The sequence below is a fragment of the Rossellomorea sp. QJM3NY_18 genome (genome assembly GCF_056173145.1).
This window is the reverse complement of sequence record NZ_CM149659.1, coordinates 328,821-348,079: the sequence shown is the minus strand read 5'-3', so window position 1 is coordinate 348,079 and position 19,259 is coordinate 328,821. Positions and strand designations below refer to the sequence as shown.

Sequence of the window (19,259 nt, the reverse complement as noted above, 5' to 3'; positions counted from 1 at the left end):
TTATCGGTTAAGTTCTTCCATCAGCTTATCCTCATCCCAGACTTCTATATTTAAGTCATTTGCTTTTGTAAGCTTCGATCCCGCTTCTTCCCCTGCAATCACAAGATCGGTTTTCTTGCTGACGCTGCCGGTTACTTTCCCGCCGAGCATTTCAATTTTTTCTTTTGCTTCATTCCGGCTCAATCGTTCGATTTTCCCTGTAAGGACTATGGTCTTGCCTGCAAAGTACGAGTCGACGTCACTTACTGATACAGGCTTTGGACCTTTGTATTCAAGGTTCACTCCGGCATCTTTCAGCTCCTGAATGAGTTCTTTCACTTCATCGTTTTCAAAGTAAGCGACAATGGCGTCGGCCATTTTATCCCCGATTTCATTCACATTCGTCAGTTCTTCTTTCCGGGCGTCCATCAGCCTGTCCATTGAGTCGAATTCCTGCGCCAACGTCTTCGCGGCTTTGGCTCCTACGTGGCGGATCCCCAGGCCGAATAACAGCTTCTCCAGGGAGTTCCCTTTCGACGTTTGAATGGCTTCCAACAAATTATCAACGGATTTCTCACCCATCCGCTCCAGCTGAAGAAGCTGATCGCGCTCCAGTCTGTATAAATCGGCAACGTCTTCAATCAATTTTTCCCTGAACAGCTGACTGATCACTTTTTCACCCAGCCCATCGATGTTCATGGCATTGCGTGATACAAAGTGAATGAGCCCTTCACGGATTTGTGCGGGACATTTCGGATTGATGCAGCGGAGGGCCACTTCCCCTTCAAGTCTCACAAGTTCACTTTCACATTCCGGACAATGAGTCGGCATCAGGAATTCCTGTTCTTCACCGGTTCTTTTGTCTTCCAGTACGTTCACCACTTCGGGAATGATGTCCCCCGCTTTTTTAATGACGACGTGGTCACCGATTTTGATATCTTTCTCTCTGATCAGATCTTCATTATGGAGCGAGGCACGCTGGACGGTCGTTCCAGCCACACGGACCGGCTCCAGGATGGCCGTTGGCGTGACGACTCCTGTACGTCCCACGCTTAGTTCAATCTCCTTCAATACCGTGACGACTTCTTCGGCAGGAAACTTGAACGCAATGGCCCATCTGGGGCTTTTCGCGGTTGTTCCAAGTTCCTGCTGCTGATCAAGGGAGTCGACTTTAATGACGATCCCGTCAATGTCATAGGATAGATTCGGACGTTCATCTGTCCACTTCCCGACAAATGCAAGGACTTCTTCAATGGTCTCACATCGTTTGCGTTCCGGGTTTGTTTTAAACCCGAGTTTATCAAGCGTGTCCAATCCCTCGCTATGTGAGTCGATTCCTGTATCCCCGATATCAGCCAGGGCATATAGGAAAATGTCGAGATTCCGGGATGCCGCGATTTTCGGATCCAGCTGGCGGAGTGAACCTGCCGCTGCGTTACGCGGATTAGCAAAGGGTTCTTCCCCTTTTTCTTCTTTGATCTTATTCAGTGCTTCGAAGGATCCTTTCGGCATGAATGCCTCTCCTCGGACTTCGAAGGACATTTTCTCCGAGGTTTTCAACGGGATGGAACGAATGGTTTTCAGATTCGATGTGATGTCCTCACCTATGGATCCATCCCCACGTGTAGCCCCTTGGACGAAAGCCCCGTCTTCATACCTGAGAGAAACGGCCAAACCATCGATCTTCAGCTCGCAAACGTAGGAGAAGTCCTCCCCGACCGCTTGACGGACACGGCGGTCAAAGTCACGAAGATCTTCTTCATTAAAGGCATTTCCAAGGCTCAGCATCGGCGTTCTGTGTTCGACTTTTTCGAAAAAATCGAGAATGGTCCCACCTACACGCTGGGAAGGAGAATCCGCTGATTTCAATTCCGGAAATTGGTCCTCGAGTTCGATGAGTTCCCTGAGAAGTTGATCATACTCTGAATCCGGGACAGAAGGTTTGTCGAGAACATGATATTCATAATTATATTGATTCAATCGTTCGTGAAGTTCATTGATACGCTTTTCGGCTGATTGTCGATCCATTTCCACAACCCTTTCTTGCTTATATTCGGTTATAGCTGGAAGGGGATCCCTTCCGACCTATTATGCTTTTTCGATTGGGGCAAATTTGGCCAGGAGACGCTTGACTCCCATCGGACTCGGGAAAGCAATATCGAGCTCGACACTGTCTCCTGATCCCTTCACACTGACAACCGTTCCTGTTCCCCACTTCTTATGCTGAGCCTTATCGCCGACCTGCCACGCAACGGATTCTCCACCCGTCGTGGTTTGGACCGGACGTGAAACTGGCTTTCTGGGAGCGGGGCGGGAAGGTGATTTCGCCGCTGATTTCCCGAAAGGAGTAAAGGCACTTTTCTTCTCTGCCATCACATCATCCAGCAAGTCCGCAGGAATTTCATTGATGAAACGGGAAACCGGGTTCATCTTCGTCTGTCCGAAGAGCGTCCTCATCTGGGCATTGGTCAGGAAGAGCTGTTCTTCCGCACGGGTGATTCCCACGTATGCCAAACGGCGTTCTTCTTCCATTTCATCCTCTTCCATTAGGGAACGGCTGTGAGGGAAGACCCCTTCCTCCATCCCCATCAGGAATACGACAGGAAATTCAAGACCCTTAGCTGCGTGCAGGGTCATCAGGATCACGGAATCCTTCGGCTGGTCGTCCTCATCAAGCTTATCGATGTCTGCGACTAATGCAAGGTCCGTTAAAAATGCCACTAGACTCTTATCGTCGTTGGATTGTTCAAAGCTTTTCGTTACAGACAGGAACTCGTCCAAGTTCTCGAGCCTTGATTGAGACTCAATGGACTTTTCCGCTTTCAGCATATCGGTGTAACCTGATTTTTCAAGAATCTCTTCTACCAGTTCCGTGACAGACAGATACTCCTGCATACTTGTGTAGCCTTTCACCATTTCCATGAATTCAATCACGGCTTTGGTGATCTTGGGACTGAGTCCGATGAAGTCGGCTTCTGCGAGAGCCCTGAACATGGAAATATCATGATCCTGTGCATAACGGGCAATCTTATCGATCGACGTCGCCCCTACTCCCCTTTTCGGAACGTTAATGACACGCTGAAGACTGATATCATCATCCGGATTCGAAATGAGCCTGAGGTACGCCAGGATATCCTTGATCTCTTTTCGATCGTAGAATTTGATGCCGCCGACGATGGAGTATTCGATATTTGATTTTAAAAGCACTTCCTCCATGACACGGGACTGTGCGTTGGTACGGTACAAGATGGCAAAATCAGAATACTTCTTCTTACCGGTTTCCATCAATTCCTTGATTTTCCCTGTGACGAATTGAGCTTCGGTCTGCTCCGTATCCGCCCTGAAGTAGGAAATCTTTTCACCGTCATGATTTTCTGTCCAGAGATTCTTCGGTTTACGATTTGAATTCTTCTGGATGACTTCGTTCGCCGCCTGGAGGATCCGCTTCGTTGAGCGATAATTCTGTTCCAGGAAAATGACGGTCGCTCTCGGATAATCCTTTTCAAATGAAAGGATATTGGCAATGTCCGCACCGCGCCAGCGATAAATCGACTGATCGGAATCCCCTACGACACACAGGTTTTGGAAACGGGAAGCGAGCAGTTTCACGAGCATATATTGCGCCCTGTTCGTATCCTGATACTCATCCACGTGGATGTACTGGAATTTCCGCTGATAATATTCCAATACTTCCGGTACACGCTGGAATAATTGGATCGTCGTCATGATCAAATCATCAAAATCAAGAGCCTGATTCTTGCGTAAACGCTTCTGATATTCTGTATACACATCAGAGACCACCTGATCATAGTACCCGCCTATTTGCTTCGATAACTCTTCAGGTGTCGTCAGCTCATTTTTTGCAGAGCTGATGGACCCGAGAAGGGAACGGGGATCAAATTTCTTCGGATCGATATTTTTTTCTTTTAAAATTGATTTAATGACAGACTGCTGATCAGTCGAGTCAAGTATCGTGAAGTTTCGGTTCATACCGATTCGATCAATATCACGTCGCAGGATTCGCACACACATACTGTGAAAGGTTGAGATCCAAATGTTCTCAGATGCCCCGCCCAGGATGTTTTCAATACGATCTCTCATCTCTCTCGACGCTTTATTCGTAAAGGTAATCGCTAAAATATTGTAAGGATTGATCCCTTTTTCCACCATCAGATACGCAATCCGATGCGTGAGCACCCTTGTCTTCCCGGAGCCTGCCCCTGCCATGATCAGTAACGGCCCTTCCGTCGCCTTCACAGCTTCTGCCTGCTCGGGATTCATTCCATTCAACAGTCGATCAGTCAAAAATTGCATAGTCTAAACACCACCATAACGAACATATGTTCTATATTTGTATTTCTATTATATATTAATCAGGGAAGGACTTCCAGTTCGATCCTTAACCTTTCACTGCTTTTACCGTCTTTAAAGCTTCTTTCAGATTGTCATATACAGCATTTCCAACGACCACAACATCCGAGACGGCAGCCATTTCCTTCGCCTGCTCCCGGGTTTCAATTCCCCCACCGTAGAATAATGTCGTATTTTCCAGTGAATCCCTTACCTCTTTTACCGTTTCAACATCTCCATATGTACCACTGTACTCCAGATAAAAGATCGGCAGGTTGAACATTCTTTCAGCCATCATGGCATAGGCTGCCGCGTCTTCACTTGAAATGTCTGTGTTCGCTTCCGTTACCTTCGCCGCCTTGCAATCACGGTTCAATATACAATATCCTTCTACAAGAATTTCGTCCCAATTCATGATTTCTCCATATTCCTTCACAGCCTGATGATGCAACCCAGTCACCCAGTTCATGTTCTGACTGTTCATCACCATCGGAATGAAATACAAATCGAAGCCCGGAGTAATCGACTCCAAATTTGATACCTCCAGAATACAAGGAACCGTATATCGTCTCACTCGTGCCATCAAATCCAGAACCTTTTCAAGGGTTACACCGTCCGTTCCCCCTACGATAATCGCGTCTGTTCCTGATTCACATACTGCTTCTAAATCTCCATCATCTATTGTCTTATTCGGATCTAGTTTAAACACATGGCGCCACTCTTGGACATCATACATACTCTGTTCCTCCATTCATACAACCATCTAACGTATTATATCATTTGTATGAAACTGTCGCATTAACTCGTCTGATGTTAAGAATTACTATTTCAACAAAAACAAAGACCGCTCGTCATAGACAGCGGTCCTTCTCTTATTTTTCTTCCTCATGTACACGATCCAACACCAATTGATAAGCATCATTACCGTAATTCAAGCAGCGCTTCACACGGGAAATCGTTGCCGTGCTTGCACCTGTTTCGGTTTCAATCTTGTGATACGTCTTCCCGTCCTGAAGCATACGTGCAACTTCAAGGCGCTGGGCAAGAGATTGAATTTCGTTGATCGTACACAGATCATCAAAGAAACGATAACATTCTTCAAGATTTTGCAGGGAAAGAACAGCGTTGAATAACTGATCCAGCTCCTTGCCTCTTAATTTATTTATTTGCATTAAAAAGACTCCTTTTTCCTTCTATTCTTGATAGGATACCGAACCCGTCAACCCCGAAGAGCTTGGAATGACGTTGATCCACGTCGAGCCCTTCCGCAGACTCACAGGTTTATTCTTTTCATAAGGAAGGATCCGGCCATTCACATTCTTCCATTGAAGCTTCCGGATCTTTCCTTCCTGTATCAAGTAAGCATTTCCACCCGATTCGAGGTCAATATCCCGTCGTCCTGCGTCATCGACAATCTTATGTGGAGCTTCTACGATGAAAAGATTTTCAATAAGGACGGGATCTTTCGACTTATAGTCGATGGTCTGTTCCTCATTTGAAAAGCGCTCGTATCGGCCTTCTTTTTCGTTAAAATCATACACAGCATTAAACAGGGGATTATGATTGTATGAAATCATCACGGAATTGGCAGCTTCCCCATTAATCTTCCCTTTGTCACTAAAATTCAGTGCCTCAGGCGGCCGCTCCATATCAAAGCCGTTCTTTTCGGCTCCCTCTTTGATATGTTCATATGTGATATAGGAATTATGGGGGGCTTTCCGGAAGCTTGCACGCTTAAATAAAGTCCCGTCATATTGGATTCCGTTAAGATCATCAATAAAACCATTGGTCAGCATTTCTTTCGCCTCAGGACTGTATCCGTGAGCGACATACAGACTGTCATATCCTTTTGCAAGCTCTACATAGTAATCTCTCGCACTTCGGACAGGGCCGATCTCTTTCGGCATCCTGCTTTGGAAAATGGCTAAGAAACGGGTGATATCCCCCTCGGCTAACATTTCATACACAATATCCGCTTCCGACAGTCCGGATTGAGGTCGGGCCTTCGGGTGGTTATTCACCATCACGGCGATCGCCCGGTTCATTGATTCTTCCTTTTCAGCCACCCCTGTTAAAGGATACTGATTCACTTCTTCTGTATCTACGCCTGTCTCTTCCTTCACCACTGGAGTTGCGGCTTCTTTATCAGATTCTTTCTTTATCTCTTTATCTGAACTACATGCGACAAGTGCGAACGAGCTTAACGCAATAATCAAAGCTCTTTTCAGCATGTTTTTGACACCCCTATTTACTTTACTATTTTAACGCATTATTGTTGGAAAGAGTACCGTTTTCTTCATTACATCATAGATTCCCTTTTGTGTCATCCTTATATAGGGCAGATGAGTGGACTGAAGGAACAGCAATGTATAAATCGGATCCGAGAAGCGGTAGCCCCTCTCTTTTAACAAGCCTTTAAGTGTTTTTTCTTCCTCAATCAGCTCGGGCATTTCTTTCTCTGATAGCAGTCCGCTTAATGGCAAGGGGATCTCGTGCAGGATTTCACCGTTCTCTGCAAGAACGATCCCGCCACCGATTTCTTTCATCCTGTTGAAAGCTGCAATCATATCAGACTTACTTTTTCCAATCAGGATAATGTCCCCTGTATTGGAGTAAGACGACGCAAAGCCCATCACACCCTTAGAGAATCCTTTAATCATGGTGCTGATCCTCCACTCGCCATTCCGGTCCAACAACATGAGGAAGGATTGGTCATGATCCGAATCAAGCAATTCCTCTGATGGATTGATGGAAATCGAGTATGGCTTCGTGATCACATCATTCACCATTTCGATCCCGAACGGCATGGAGAATTGGAGATCGTCATACCCCACTTCCCAATCAAGGGATAACGGGGTGAATCCGTTTAGCCCCCAATTGATTTCGGTCATGTCTTGCATCTGTTCGCTGTCTTTACGGACCCATGTACCTTTTGAGAGCACGGAGACCGGAGTCGAATCATTCTTTGACCGGAGGAAGTTAATATTTGCGACCCGGCCAGTAGCGATCATCCCGTGCAGGTGGGTGATATTGTAATAATTGGCAACATTGTAACTCGCCATATTATAGGCTTCGATTGGCGGTATGCCCTTGTCGATGGCCATTTTGATCATGAAATCCAGAACACCTTGTTCATAAAATCCCGGTGTCGATCCATCTGTGGTAAAAAGAAGGGAATCGTATGAATCGATGCCTTTTTCCTTTAGTCCGTCTAATAGAGCCGGTAAATCCGGTCTGATCGATGAATGACGCAGTGTAACCGTCAACCCTTGGATCAGTCGCTTGTATACATCCTCACCCGTCATAGCTTCATGATCGCCGTCAATGCCCAATAACCGAAGCTTGGCGATCGTCTTGTCGGAAGCCCCCGGAAGATGTCCTTCCACGATTTTCCCCACCCGTTTGGTTTCCTGCATCCAGTGAAGGATCAGGTCATCTCCTTCGAGGAGACGCGGCCACGCGGTCAGTTCCCCGCCTTGCAGCACCGAATCATGTTCGAGCCACGATTTCACTTCCCCATTTGAGAACGTAACCTCTTCATCCACCATCTCGGTTTGTGAGTCAAAACGCGTCCACCAGTACATCGTGACAGGCATTTTGCTGAACTCCCTCAATAAAGTAAACGCTTTCTTTTTTTCCAATTGTAAAAACATCATCAGGTTATCATTGACGAATGTTGTTGTACCGGTTTGGGATGCATACTTGGAAAAGGATTGGGGATTATAAAGCTGAAACGGGTGTACATGCGGTTCGATATATCCGGGAACGAGGTACTGTGAGTGACAATCCATTACTTCGCATTGCTCAAGGTTATCCGGGAGTTGATCCCCAGTATAGACAATCCTGTCTCCGTAAACCCAAATATGTCCCTGCACCCATTTCTTTAACGTCGAGTGAAGGTATGTTGCATTTTTCAAAAGAAGACTGGGAGACAATTCTCCATTCAGTACTTGTACATGTTCTCGCAGTTGTTTGTTTTTCCATCTGTAGCGCTGTTCCAATGTGAACACTCCTCTAGTGGAATGGTATTAGTTTAAGTTTCAATTTATGTTAACATATTTTACTATTTAACGCATTAAAGGTTTACAACGATTACGTGAATTTTTGATTAAGGAGGAATTTACAAATGAAAGTATCATCAAACATCGGGATCATCAATGCCCTGATCCGCATCACAGTTGGATTTACCATTTTAGCGTGGAGTACATCAAAGCTTGCAAGACGTCCATGGAGAGACTCCTATCTTGTCATGGCGGTAATCGGCGCCATGAAAGTCGGAGAAGGAATCCTGCGTTATTGCCCAGTCACTGCCCTGTTTGAAAAAGGTGGAGATGGAGAAGGCAAAAACGGCGGTTTCGGAGGATTTAAAGCAAAGGATATGATGAACTTTAAAGACATGCTGAAATCTGACAAAAAGAATCACACGGACCACGGGCACCAGCACGGGCAAACTCACGAACACAACCAAGACCCGCTGCAAAACACCAAAAAAGAATCCAACTTCAACCCAGAAGAACTCACCAACCAGGAAGTCCAGGAAGCACTGTATGGTTCTAAAGGGACGGACCTACATTCTTAGGGTCTTTAAAGAAAATTCGTCCTGTGAAATCCCGTAACAGCGGGGATCCTGTTGATCGGGTCCCTCCAAAATGGCAGGATTGCCGAGGTCCGTCCCTCTCTATAGGACATCCCTCGGCAATTTTGCCTCTATATATTATTAAAGGAGTTGTTTATATTGTTCTGGGAATATTTAACCGATATGTCGTATGTTCTGTTTTCGTTGATCGGCGGCATCGTCGCCATTGCCTATGTGTATGTCCGTAAATCTAGGAAGAGACGTGTTCGATAGCTTTCCGACCGATATCTCTTCTATAGAACAAGCCTTTACAATCTGCTTTGGCTAATTCCTTATAAACGGCGGTTTGCGCTTTTTCTACAGTGGGAGCGGAGGACGCGATTAGTAACACTCTCCCACCATTTGAAACAAGGGTATTCTGGTCATTGAATTCGGTTCCTGCATGATACACCATCGTTTTATTATCCATGGACTTTTCAAAATCAGGCAGTGGGATTCCTTTCTCATAGGCACCCGGATAACCTTCTGCTGCCAGCACCACCCCAAGGACCGCGTCATCTGACCATTCCAAATCGACAGGCTTCCCTTCGATGATGTTCTTCACTACGAGACCGAAATCAGAAGCCAGACGCGGCAGTACCACCTGCGTTTCCGGATCTCCAAATCGCGCGTTGAATTCGATCACTTTCGGGCCCTCACTTGTCAACATAAGCCCGGCATATAATATTCCGGTAAATGAACGATCCTCTTTCACCATCGCTTGAGCAGTCGGGTGGAGGACCGTGGAAATGGCTTCCTGCACAACCTCTTCCGAAATATGCGGCACCGGGGAATAAGCACCCATGCCACCTGTATTCGGGCCCTTATCACCGTCATAGGCTCGCTTATGATCCTGTGCGATCACCATGGGATATACCGACTCACCACTTACAAAAGCCATAAGTGAAAATTCTTCTCCAAACAAGCATTCTTCCACCACCACTTTCGAGGAGGCTTCCCCGAACTTTTCATCCAGAAGCATTTCTTCCAATGCACTGATGGCTTCTTCCTCTGTTTCCGCAACGACAACACCTTTACCTGCCGCAAGTCCATCTGCCTTCACGACTATCGGGGCACCGGCTTCCTTCACATATTCGATCGCTTTCTCCACGCTTGTGAACACTTCATATGCTGCCGTTGGAATATTGTACTTCTTCATTAATTCTTTCGAGAACGATTTGCTTCCTTCGATGATGGCCGCTTCTTTCGTCGGTCCGAATATGTGCAGGCCTTCTTCCTGGAAGCGGTTGACAATTCCATCAAGCAACGGATTTTCCGGGCCAACAAACGTATACGCTATGCCCTCTTTCTTGGCAAAATCAATCAGTTCACTCACGTCGGATTCAGTGTATGGGAGATTTGTTGCGACGCTTGCGATCCCTGCATTACCGGGCGCACAGAACACTCCTGTCACACTTGCACTTTCCGCTAACTTCTTGCATATGGCATGCTCACGGCCACCGCGGCCGATGACTAATACTTTCATCTTAAAAAAGCCCCCTTTAAAGAAAACCTCTCCTGTGGTGCAGATGAGGAGAGGTTTATATGTGAAATGGATGTATTGAAAAGGATTCGCACTGGAAAAAGAAATGGAATGAAGGTCCGTCCCTCGTTTCTCTTCCCCTGAACCAGTTAAGAATCTTGAAAGTCCTTTAATCATAAGGTTTGTACAGTTTGTTTCATTGGATTATCGGTCAAAATCCGAGGTCCGTCCCTCACATTAATGTTTGAAGTGGCGGATTCCGGTCATGACCATGGTGATGCCGTATTGGTCTGCTTTTTTGATGGAGTCTTCGTCACGGATGGAGCCTCCGGGTTGGATGATGGCGGTGATGCCTGCTTTGGCAGCGGCTTCTACGGTGTCGTCCATAGGGAAGAATGCGTCAGATGCCATGGCGGCTCCTTTGGCTTTCACACCAGCTTGCTCGAGTGCAATGTTTGCAGCGCCTACTCGGTTCATCTGTCCTGCACCGACTCCAACGGTCATATGAGCATCTGTCACAACAATTGCGTTCGACTTCACATGCTTCACGACTTTCCAGCCGAGCTTCATAGCGTCCCATTCCGTTTCCGTTGGTTCACGTTTTGTCACGACTCTCAGGTCTGCATCGTCAAGGGTGAACGTGTCATCCGCTTGAACAAGCAATCCTCCTTCAACGGTTGTTAACTTGCGCTCGATTTTGTTTGTGGTTTCAAATGGAACCGTCAATAATCGGATATTCTTCTTGCCAGAAAGGATTTCAAACGCTTCATCACTGAATGCCGGCGCGATGACGATTTCCAGGAAGATTTCATGAAGCTGCTTCGCTGTTTCTTCATCAACGATACGATTCAACGCGACAATCCCTCCGAAGATGGATGTGGAATCCGCTTCATATGCTTTCGAAAACGCTTCGTGGATGGTCGAGCCAACCCCGACACCACACGGATTCATATGCTTCACTGCAACAGCCGCAGGTTCTGTGAACTCTTTTACAATTTGAAGGGCTGCATTGGCATCATTGATATTATTATAGGAAAGCTCTTTTCCGTGAAGCTGCCTTGCCATGGCCACTGAAAATTCAGAGCCGAGGGGCGCACGGTAGAATGAAGCTTGTTGATGAGGGTTTTCTCCATAACGGAGCGTCTGCTTTAATTCATACGTTCTTGTAAAGCGTTCAGGATTCTCTTCACCTGAGATGTCTGTCATGTATTCAGCGATGAAAGAATCGTAAGCTGCCGTATGGCGGAATACCTTGGCGGCCAACTTGCGACGTTTTTCCAGTGAGGGTTCACCGTGAAGCTTTAGTTCTGCAATGATTTCATCATAGTCCAACGCATCGACTACGACCGTCACATATTGATGATTTTTTGCAGCCGCACGAAGCATCGTCGGGCCACCGATATCGATGTTCTCGATCGCTTCTTCTTCACCGACATTCGGCTTTGCGATGGTTTGCTGGAACGGATAAAGGTTGACACATACGAGGTCGATTCCTTCGATCCCCTGTTCCTCCATCTGCCTGAGGTGACTTTCTTCCCCGCGTTTAGCAAGTAGTCCACCGTGGACATTGGGATGAAGGGTTTTGACACGACCTTCCAAAATTTCCGGGAATCCTGTTACTTCTTCCACTCCCATGACGTCTACGTCATTTTCCAATAGGAGCTTCTTCGTTCCGCCAGTCGAAATGATGTCGTATCCCAGTGTCTTCAATTCCTTTGCGAATTCGATGACACCACTTTTGTCTGAAACACTGATCAATGCTCTCTTTTTCAATGTCTGATCCTCCTCTGCATGCTGTAATGCTGATATTAATTCATTATTATCTCAAACCAAAGGTCCGTCCCTCATCACTTTACCACACTACCAAGATAAAGCAACCGATCTCTTCCCCGCTTTAGTGTCCGGTGGTGAGGAAGAGGTGGTTCAGGGTGGTTGGGTAGAGGTGATGTTCGACGTGCTGGATTTTGTCCTGCAGTGACTGCCTGGTTTCACCTGTTGTGACACGGACGATTTCCTGTGCGATGATTTCGCCTGTGTCCATTCCTGCGTCTACGAAATGAATCGTGACGCCTGTGATCTTCACTCCGCCTTCGATGGCTTGTCCTATGGCGTCCTTCCCTGGAAAAGAAGGGAGGAGTGAAGGATGGATATTGACGATCCTTCCACCGAAACTCTCGAGAAGAGTTGGACCGATCAATCTCATATACCCTGCCAGAACAATAAAATCAACACCCAAATGAGCCAGCTCATTCAGGATCTCCTGTTCAAATGCCTGCTTGTTCTCATAATCCTTTGCCCGAAAGACGAATGTCTGTATTCCTGCCGTTTGGGCCCGGTGTATGACAAACGCACCCGGCTGGTCACATACAAGAAGTCTGATATTCGCCTTAAGGGTTCCACTTTGGACCGCATTTACCAAGCTTTGAAAATTACTTCCGCTTCCTGATGCAAAAATGGCAATCTGTCTCATGACTCGCCCCCGTTATTGACATGCTCATCCTTCACTTAACGAACGAAGTGCACCCCGGTTCCTTTCGACACACGTCCAATGATAAAGGCGTCTTCACCCTGTTCGTTGAAAAATTGAAGAATGTCTTCCGCTTCATTTTCTTCTACTGCTAACACAAATCCGATTCCCATGTTGAATATGTTGTACATTTCTCTGCGGGGGATGTCCCCATAGTGTTCAAGGGCAGTGAAGATGTCAGAAATATCCCAGCTGCCTTCTGTGATCTCAGCTTTCAATCCCTCCGGCAGCATACGTGGGATATTCTCAATGAAGCCTCCGCCGGTGATATGGGACATCCCCTTGATGGAGAATTGTTTCAGAGCTGCTAATACCGGTTTTACGTAAATCTTCGTCGGTGTAAGCAATGCTTCCTTTAGTGTGGTCCCAATTTCCGGTAATGATTCTTCCAAAGAAAACGACTGATCTTCGAAGAATACTTTCCTCACTAAGGAGTACCCATTACTGTGTATACCACTGGACCCCAGTCCGACTAACACATTTCCTTCAGAAATTTTCTCGCCCGTGATGATCTCTTTTTTCTCACAGGCCCCTACAGCAAAGCCGGCGATATCATATTCTTCATCTGAATACATGCCCGGCATCTCGGCAGTCTCTCCACCGATCAGCGCACAGCCCGCTGCTTCACATCCGTCCGCGATTCCTTTTACAATACCTTCTATCTTCTCCGGGAGTGCTTTCCCGGTCGCTATATAGTCTAAGAAATACAGTGGTTCCGCTCCTTGAACGACAATGTCATTCACGCACATGGCCACACAATCGATCCCGATCGTATCGTGTTTGTCTGCCATGAAGGCAAGCTTCAGCTTCGTCCCGACCCCGTCTGTGCCCGAGACGAGAACGGGTTCATTCAAGTTCAAGGAAGATAAATCGAACATTCCGCCGAAACTCCCCAATTGACCAAGAACGCCTTCACGGGCCGTCCGTTTCACATGTTTCTTGATCCGGTCGACGGATTCGTATCCCGCTTCAATATCTACTCCTGCCTGACGATACGCATTTGCCATCATGATTCCCCCTATTTCACTAACTCTTTTTCATGTGGATGAAGTGTATCCGGGTAGATCTCCGTTGGATACTTCCCTGTAAAGCAAGCCATGCATTGACCGCGGTTCTCTGATGAATCGTCCCGCCCGATCGCTTTGATCACGCCGTCCGGACTCAGGAACGTCAATGAGTCCGCTCCGATGATCTGGCGCATTTCCTCCACTGAGTTGGAAGACGCAATCAGTTCTTCATGAGTGGATGTATCGATCCCGTAGAAGCAAGGATTCTTGATCGGCGGTGAACTGATGCACACGTGAACTTCCTTCGCTCCCGCTTCCTTCAGCATCGTCACAATCCGTTTCGACGTCGTTCCCCGTACGATGGAATCGTCCACCATGACGACACGTTTGCCTTCAACCACTCCCCTTACAGGAGAAAGCTTCATCTTCACACCCTGCTCGCGAAGAGATTGAGACGGCTGAATGAACGTACGCCCTACATAACGATTCTTGATCAGTCCCATTTCATATGGGATGCCTGATGCTTCCGCATAGCCGATGGCACTTGAGATGCTCGAATCAGGCACTCCAGTTACAACATCCGCTTCAATCGGAGCTTCTTTCGCGAGTTCCATCCCCATCCGTTTTCTCGCGGAATGGACGTTGATACCCTGGATATTGCTGTCCGGTCTTGAGAAGTATACGTATTCCATCGTACACATCGCATTCCCGCCTGAAAAACTAAACCGTTCTGAGGTCAATCCCTCATCATTGATGATCACAAGCTCCCCCGGCTCGATATCCCGTACAAATTCAGCCCCTACGATATCGAAGGCACATGTTTCAGACGCTACACAGTAAGCATCCCCAAGCTTACCGAGAGATAATGGGCGAAGACCGTGTGGATCAAGTGCCACCATCATCTCTGTTTCTGTCATCACTGTAAACGCATAAGCACCCTTCAACATGGTCAATGCGTTTTTCACACGGTCTTTCAGGTTGCGGTACCCGCTTCTTTTGATTAAATGAGCCAGTACTTCTGTATCCGAACTTGTTTGAAAAATACTCCCCTGTCCTTCAAGCTGGTGCTTCAAGGCGTTCGCATTGACGAGATTCCCATTGTGGGCTAGAGCAAGGCTGCCATTCTGCGAGTTAAAAAGGAGAGGCTGAACATTTTCATATCCTCCGCCCCCGGCAGTCGCATAACGCACATGACCGATGGCCGAATCCCCTTCAAGCTTCTCGATGGTACCCTCCTGGAACACTTCCGTTACGAGGCCTTCCCCTTTTAGGCAGCGCAACGTGTCCCCGTCGGACACGACAATCCCTGTTCCCTCTTGTCCCCTATGCTGCAGACTATGAAGTCCGTAATACGTAATTTGTGCGGCATTGGGATGTCCCCATATCCCGAATACGCCACATTCTTCGTTTAAACCTTTGATTTCAGCAGGCATGGGATCGCTCCTTTCCAAGCTGACTCCAGTTCTTCAACTGATGCTTCTAAAATGGCATCCCCATTTTCCGATGACACCTTGATGGTTCCAAGGTCGGTCACGTCACCAATGACCTTAGCATCCGGAAAGAGCTTCTCAAACTCATTCTTGTTTTCCGATTTGACTGTAACGATGAACCGTGATTGTGTTTCACTGAAAAGGTCTGCCACATTGCTTTCTCCTGAAACGTGAACGTTTGCTCCCAATCCTTTTGTTCCAAAAGTCGATTCTGCAAGAGCAACGGCGAAACCACCTTCAGAGATATCATGGGCAGATGCCACAAGACCTTTCTGAATCGCTTCCAGCAGCTGCATTTGCCGGCGAAGCTCGGTTTTCAAGTCGATCGTCGGTGCCTGACCGAAAATCTTCCCTTCTGTCAGCTTTTGAAGCTCACTTCCACCGAACTCTTCACGTGTTTCACCGATTACATAAATGGTGTCCCCGGCTTCCTTAAAGCTTTGAGTCGTAATATGGTCAACATCTTCAATGAGACCTACCATCCCTACTACAGGTGTTGGATATACCGCCGTTCCCATTGATTCGTTATATAAGGAAACATTCCCGCCGATGACCGGAGTCGATAGCTCACGACACGCCTCACTCATCCCGTCAACGGACTTCTCGATCTGCCAGAAGATTTCCGGTTTCTCCGGATTTCCAAAGTTTAAGCAGTCTGTAATCGCAAGTGGGATCGCTCCTGAGCAAACAATATTACGCGCTGCTTCCGCTACGGCAATCTTTCCTCCGACTTCTGGATCCAGGTACAGATAACGAGAATTACAATCCGTTGTCATGGCAAGGGCTTTTCTTGTACCGCGTACACGTACAACCGCTGCATCAGAACCAGGACTGACAACCGTACTCGTTCGTACTTGGTGATCATATTGATCATATACCCATTCTTTACTAGCAATCGTCGGCTGTTGCAACAATGCTTTAAGCGTTTCTTTATAATCTTCCACCTTTGGAGCAGGTGTTTCCATTGCCTGAAACTCTTTATAATATGCCGCTTCCTGAGAAGGCTTGTGATAAACTGGCGCTTCCTCAGCAAGTGCATCGACAGGAACATCTGCCACCACCTCACCTTTGTGAAGAAGGCGGAGGCGTTTATCGTCCGTTACCTTTCCGATGGAAACCGCTTCTAAGTCATATTTAGAAAAAAGGTCGACAATCTCTTGCTCACGGCCTTTTTCAACGACGATCAGCATGCGCTCCTGAGATTCTGACAGCATCATTTCATATGCCGTCATGCCTCTTTCCCGCTGTGGTACAAGGTCCAGATCCATTTCGATTCCGGATCCCGCTTTACTTGCCATTTCAGCGGATGAGCTTGTAAGACCCGCAGCTCCCATATCCTGAATGCCGACAAGGGCATCGTTCTGCACGAGTTCGAGACACGCTTCCAGAAGTAATTTTTCCATAAATGGATCTCCCACTTGAACTGCCGGGCGCTTCTCTTCTGATCCTTCATTTAATTCCTCGGATGCAAATGTGGCTCCGTGAATGCCATCTCGGCCTGTTTTCGCCCCGACATACATGACGGTGTTTCCGACACCATGGGCCTGACCCTTTTTAATATCCTTATGGTCGATCAACCCGACACACATGGCATTTACAAGGGGATTTCCTTCGTAAGAGGCATCAAATTGAACTTCCCCTCCGACAGTCGGGATCCCGATACAGTTCCCATATCCTGCGATTCCGGCTACGACTTCTTTAAATAGATACTGAACACGAGGAGAATCCAACTCTCCAAAGCGTAAAGAGTTGAGGAGTGCGACAGGTCTTGCCCCCATCGAAAATACGTCTCGTATAATACCCCCGACACCCGTTGCCGCTCCTTGATAAGGTTCGATTGCCGACGGATGATTGTGACTCTCGATTTTGAACACCACTGCTTGATCATCGCCAATATCAACAATTCCAGCTCCTTCTCCAGGTCCTTGAAGAACCCGTTCGCCTGTCGTTGGGAATTTCATCAGTACAGGCTTCGAATTTTTATAGCTGCAATGCTCTGACCACATAACAGAGAAAAGACCGGTCTCTGTGTAGTTTGGCGTTCTTCCGAGGATGTTTTCCACCATTGAAAATTCTTCGTCTGTTAAACCCATTTCACGATAAAGCTGCTCTTCTTTCACTCTTGTTGAAGTTGGTTCAAGCATTAACGACATGTTTTTCCCTCCAGTGTTTCACAATCGATTGAAATAGTTTCTTCCCGTCTTCACTACCTAGTAAAGTGTCCATCGCGCGTTCCGGATGAGGCATCATCCCTAGAACATTTCCTGCTTTATTTGTAATTCCTGCAATGTTTTCCACGCTTCCGTTCGGATTTTCATCGGTATACGTGAATACAATTTGATTGTTTTCCTTAAGTGTGATCATTGTCTCTTCGTCACAGAAGTAATTTCCTTCACCGTGAGCGATTGGAATTTGGATCACATCATTCTTTTCATAGCCATTCGTAAACATCGACTCATTATTCTCAACGGTTAACGGTACTGTTTTACAAATGAACTTCAAGCTGTCATTCCGGCGCATGGCCCCAGGCAGTAACCCCGTTTCCAGTAAAACCTGAAATCCGTTGCATACACCAAGAACCGGCTTACCTTGCTCTGCCGCTTTCACAACCTCTTTCATGACGTTCGAGAAGCGGGCAATCGCTCCTGAACGAAGGTAGTCCCCATACGAGAATCCACCCGGTAATAGGATCGCATCATAGTTTTCCAGATTATCAGCATCGTGCCAAACGTAATCCACTTCTTCACCGATCTCGTCCTTGATCGCATGATACATATCGATGTCACAGTTAGAGCCTGGGAATACAATCACTGCAAACTTCATTGAGCGACACTCTCCTCGATTTCATATCGGTAATCCTCGATTACGGGGTTCGCAAGCAGACGATGACACATCTCTTCAACCGTTGCTTCCACATTCTCAACAGTTTCTGGAAGAGTCAACTCCATATACTTTCCGACGCGCACATCTTCAACACTTTTAAATTCCATGGAATGCAGCGCTTGTTTCACAACACTTCCTTGAGGATCTAAGACACTTTCTCTCAATGTGATATAAACCTTTACTTTGTACATAGCTCGTTTCCTCCTAAGCGTTCTAAAATGATAGAGTATACTTCTGTTAAACTTCCAATATCTCTTCTGAAAACGTCCTTATCAAGCTTCTGGTTCGTTTCTGCGTCCCATAATCGGCACGTGTCTGGTGAGATTTCATCCCCTAATAGAATTGCTCCATCACGGTCTTTCCCAAACTCCAATTTGAAATCCACGAGAGTGACTCCCGCTTCTTTGAAAATCCCTTGAAGGACCTCATTCACACCAAGTGCCATTGTTCTGATCTCTGCACGTTCTTCCTGGGTAGCGATCTCAAGGAAATCAATATGATCATCCGTGATCAGGGGATCTCCCAAATCATCGTCTTTATAATAAAATTCGATGATCGGCTTTTGAAGGGGTGTTCCTTCTTCTTTTCCAAGCCGTTTTGACAAGCTTCCGGCAATCACGTTCCTGACCACCACTTCAAGTGGAATGATGTTTACACGTTTGACCAGCTGCTCATCCTCTGAAATCTGTTTAATAAAGTGACTCTGAATCCCTTTTTCAGCAAGCTTTGAAAATAGCAGGCTTGAAATCTTATTATTTAAAACCCCTTTACCGTCGATATCCGCTTTCTTCTCCCCATTAAAAGCAGTGGCAGAATTCTTATACTGAATCCAAACGACGTCTTCATCTTGCGTGGCGAAAATCTGCTTCGCTTTGCCTTCATATAAAAGCGTTCCTTTTTCCATATGAAATCCCCCTAATCCCCG

Annotated in this window: 17 protein-coding genes; 2 read left to right on the top strand and 15 right to left on the bottom strand. The window is 46.8% G+C overall.

The features are described 5' to 3' along the window. The 6 genes from ligA to AC0VXY_RS01855 form a co-directional block, all read right to left on the bottom strand. Window positions 1–2,007, bottom strand: coding sequence for an NAD-dependent DNA ligase LigA (gene ligA, locus AC0VXY_RS01880; protein ID WP_475526709.1), 2,007 nt, complete (start codon window positions 2,005–2,007; stop codon window positions 1–3). A 60-nt stretch (window positions 2,008–2,067) separates the two neighbouring features. Continuing rightward, on the bottom strand, window positions 2,068–4,293 hold the full coding sequence (gene pcrA / locus AC0VXY_RS01875) for a DNA helicase PcrA (RefSeq protein ID WP_435993874.1): 2,226 nt from the start codon (window positions 4,291–4,293) through the stop codon (window positions 2,068–2,070). Window positions 4,294–4,378: 85 nt separating this feature from the next. Next, window positions 4,379–5,065: a heptaprenylglyceryl phosphate synthase gene (gene pcrB / locus AC0VXY_RS01870; RefSeq protein WP_435994679.1), complete on the bottom strand. Its 687-nt coding sequence runs from the start codon at window positions 5,063–5,065 to the stop codon at window positions 4,379–4,381. Between the two features lie 136 nt (window positions 5,066–5,201). Continuing rightward, window positions 5,202–5,501: a YerC/YecD family TrpR-related protein gene (locus AC0VXY_RS01865; protein WP_060671598.1), complete on the bottom strand. Its 300-nt coding sequence runs from the start codon at window positions 5,499–5,501 to the stop codon at window positions 5,202–5,204. A 21-nt stretch (window positions 5,502–5,522) separates the two neighbouring features. Further along, window positions 5,523–6,560 carry a DUF3048 domain-containing protein gene (locus AC0VXY_RS01860; RefSeq protein ID WP_475526708.1) on the bottom strand — a complete coding sequence of 346 codons (1,038 nt, stop codon included), beginning with the start codon at window positions 6,558–6,560 and terminating at the stop codon, window positions 5,523–5,525. A gap of 30 nt (window positions 6,561–6,590) precedes the next feature. Further along, a complete protein-coding gene (locus AC0VXY_RS01855) occupies window positions 6,591–8,330 on the bottom strand; it encodes an adenine deaminase C-terminal domain-containing protein (protein ID WP_475526707.1) in 1,740 nt (579 codons plus the stop codon). Between the two features lie 125 nt (window positions 8,331–8,455). Here AC0VXY_RS01855 and AC0VXY_RS01850 point away from each other — a divergent pair, with 125 nt between their 5' ends. Further along, window positions 8,456–8,908 (top strand): YgaP family membrane protein, encoded by a 453-nt coding sequence (locus tag AC0VXY_RS01850; protein WP_475526705.1) that lies wholly within the window; start codon window positions 8,456–8,458, stop codon window positions 8,906–8,908. A 156-nt stretch (window positions 8,909–9,064) separates the two neighbouring features. Next, window positions 9,065–9,178 carry an EYxxD motif small membrane protein gene (locus AC0VXY_RS01845; protein WP_324295670.1) on the top strand — a complete coding sequence of 38 codons (114 nt, stop codon included), beginning with the start codon at window positions 9,065–9,067 and terminating at the stop codon, window positions 9,176–9,178. Here the strand turns inward: AC0VXY_RS01845 and purD are convergent. From purD to purC, 9 genes are all read right to left on the bottom strand, one after another. Then, window positions 9,156–10,430 carry a phosphoribosylamine--glycine ligase gene (purD, locus tag AC0VXY_RS01840; RefSeq protein WP_475526704.1) on the bottom strand — a complete coding sequence of 425 codons (1,275 nt, stop codon included), beginning with the start codon at window positions 10,428–10,430 and terminating at the stop codon, window positions 9,156–9,158. The genes AC0VXY_RS01845 and purD overlap by 23 nt on opposite strands. Window positions 10,431–10,664: 234 nt before the next feature. Then, window positions 10,665–12,200, bottom strand: coding sequence for a bifunctional phosphoribosylaminoimidazolecarboxamide formyltransferase/IMP cyclohydrolase (gene purH, locus AC0VXY_RS01835; protein ID WP_475526703.1), 1,536 nt, complete (start codon window positions 12,198–12,200; stop codon window positions 10,665–10,667). A 121-nt stretch (window positions 12,201–12,321) separates the two neighbouring features. Beyond that, window positions 12,322–12,897 (bottom strand): phosphoribosylglycinamide formyltransferase, encoded by a 576-nt coding sequence (gene purN / locus AC0VXY_RS01830; RefSeq protein ID WP_435993888.1) that lies wholly within the window; start codon window positions 12,895–12,897, stop codon window positions 12,322–12,324. Window positions 12,898–12,932: 35 nt separating this feature from the next. Continuing rightward, a complete protein-coding gene (gene purM / locus AC0VXY_RS01825) occupies window positions 12,933–13,961 on the bottom strand; it encodes a phosphoribosylformylglycinamidine cyclo-ligase (RefSeq protein WP_475527792.1) in 1,029 nt (342 codons plus the stop codon). An 11-nt stretch (window positions 13,962–13,972) separates the two neighbouring features. Then, window positions 13,973–15,394 (bottom strand): amidophosphoribosyltransferase, encoded by a 1,422-nt coding sequence (purF, locus tag AC0VXY_RS01820; RefSeq protein WP_435993890.1) that lies wholly within the window; start codon window positions 15,392–15,394, stop codon window positions 13,973–13,975. Then, window positions 15,370–17,604 (bottom strand): phosphoribosylformylglycinamidine synthase subunit PurL, encoded by a 2,235-nt coding sequence (gene purL, locus AC0VXY_RS01815; protein ID WP_475526701.1) that lies wholly within the window; start codon window positions 17,602–17,604, stop codon window positions 15,370–15,372. Before purL ends, purF begins: the two co-directional genes overlap by 25 nt. Continuing rightward, on the bottom strand, window positions 17,588–18,274 hold the full coding sequence (gene purQ, locus AC0VXY_RS01810) for a phosphoribosylformylglycinamidine synthase subunit PurQ (RefSeq protein WP_475526700.1): 687 nt from the start codon (window positions 18,272–18,274) through the stop codon (window positions 17,588–17,590). Before purQ ends, purL begins: the two co-directional genes overlap by 17 nt. Beyond that, on the bottom strand, window positions 18,271–18,525 hold the full coding sequence (gene purS / locus AC0VXY_RS01805; protein ID WP_098438396.1) for a phosphoribosylformylglycinamidine synthase subunit PurS: 255 nt from the start codon (window positions 18,523–18,525) through the stop codon (window positions 18,271–18,273). Before purS ends, purQ begins: the two co-directional genes overlap by 4 nt. Beyond that, the gene (purC, locus tag AC0VXY_RS01800; RefSeq protein WP_475526699.1) at window positions 18,513–19,238 is read right to left on the bottom strand and encodes a phosphoribosylaminoimidazolesuccinocarboxamide synthase; all 726 of its coding nucleotides are present in this window, start codon (window positions 19,236–19,238) and stop codon (window positions 18,513–18,515) included. Before purC ends, purS begins: the two co-directional genes overlap by 13 nt. Between the last annotated feature and the right edge of the window lie 21 nt (window positions 19,239–19,259).

Excerpts from the sequence above, each read along its gene's own strand:
- ligA (WP_475526709.1), bottom strand. The coding sequence starts at position 2,007 with ATGGATCGACAATCAGCCGAAAAGCGTATCAATGAACTTCACGAACGA.
- pcrA (WP_435993874.1), bottom strand. The coding sequence starts at position 4,293 with ATGCAATTTTTGACTGATCGACTGTTGAATGGAATGAATCCCGAGCAG.
- pcrB (WP_435994679.1), bottom strand. The coding sequence starts at position 5,065 with ATGTATGATGTCCAAGAGTGGCGCCATGTGTTTAAACTAGATCCGAAT.
- AC0VXY_RS01865 (WP_060671598.1), bottom strand. The coding sequence starts at position 5,501 with ATGCAAATAAATAAATTAAGAGGCAAGGAGCTGGATCAGTTATTCAAC.
- AC0VXY_RS01860 (WP_475526708.1), bottom strand. The coding sequence starts at position 6,560 with ATGCTGAAAAGAGCTTTGATTATTGCGTTAAGCTCGTTCGCACTTGTC.
- AC0VXY_RS01850 (WP_475526705.1), top strand. The coding sequence starts at position 8,456 with ATGAAAGTATCATCAAACATCGGGATCATCAATGCCCTGATCCGCATC.
- purD (WP_475526704.1), bottom strand. The coding sequence starts at position 10,430 with ATGAAAGTATTAGTCATCGGCCGCGGTGGCCGTGAGCATGCCATATGC.
- purN (WP_435993888.1), bottom strand. The coding sequence starts at position 12,897 with ATGAGACAGATTGCCATTTTTGCATCAGGAAGCGGAAGTAATTTTCAA.
- purM (WP_475527792.1), bottom strand. The coding sequence starts at position 13,961 with ATGGCAAATGCGTATCGTCAGGCAGGAGTAGATATTGAAGCGGGATAC.
- purF (WP_435993890.1), bottom strand. The coding sequence starts at position 15,394 with ATGCCTGCTGAAATCAAAGGTTTAAACGAAGAATGTGGCGTATTCGGG.
- purL (WP_475526701.1), bottom strand. The coding sequence starts at position 17,604 with ATGTCGTTAATGCTTGAACCAACTTCAACAAGAGTGAAAGAAGAGCAG.
- purQ (WP_475526700.1), bottom strand. The coding sequence starts at position 18,274 with ATGAAGTTTGCAGTGATTGTATTCCCAGGCTCTAACTGTGACATCGAT.
- purS (WP_098438396.1), bottom strand. The coding sequence starts at position 18,525 with ATGTACAAAGTAAAGGTTTATATCACATTGAGAGAAAGTGTCTTAGAT.
- purC (WP_475526699.1), bottom strand. The coding sequence starts at position 19,238 with ATGGAAAAAGGAACGCTTTTATATGAAGGCAAAGCGAAGCAGATTTTC.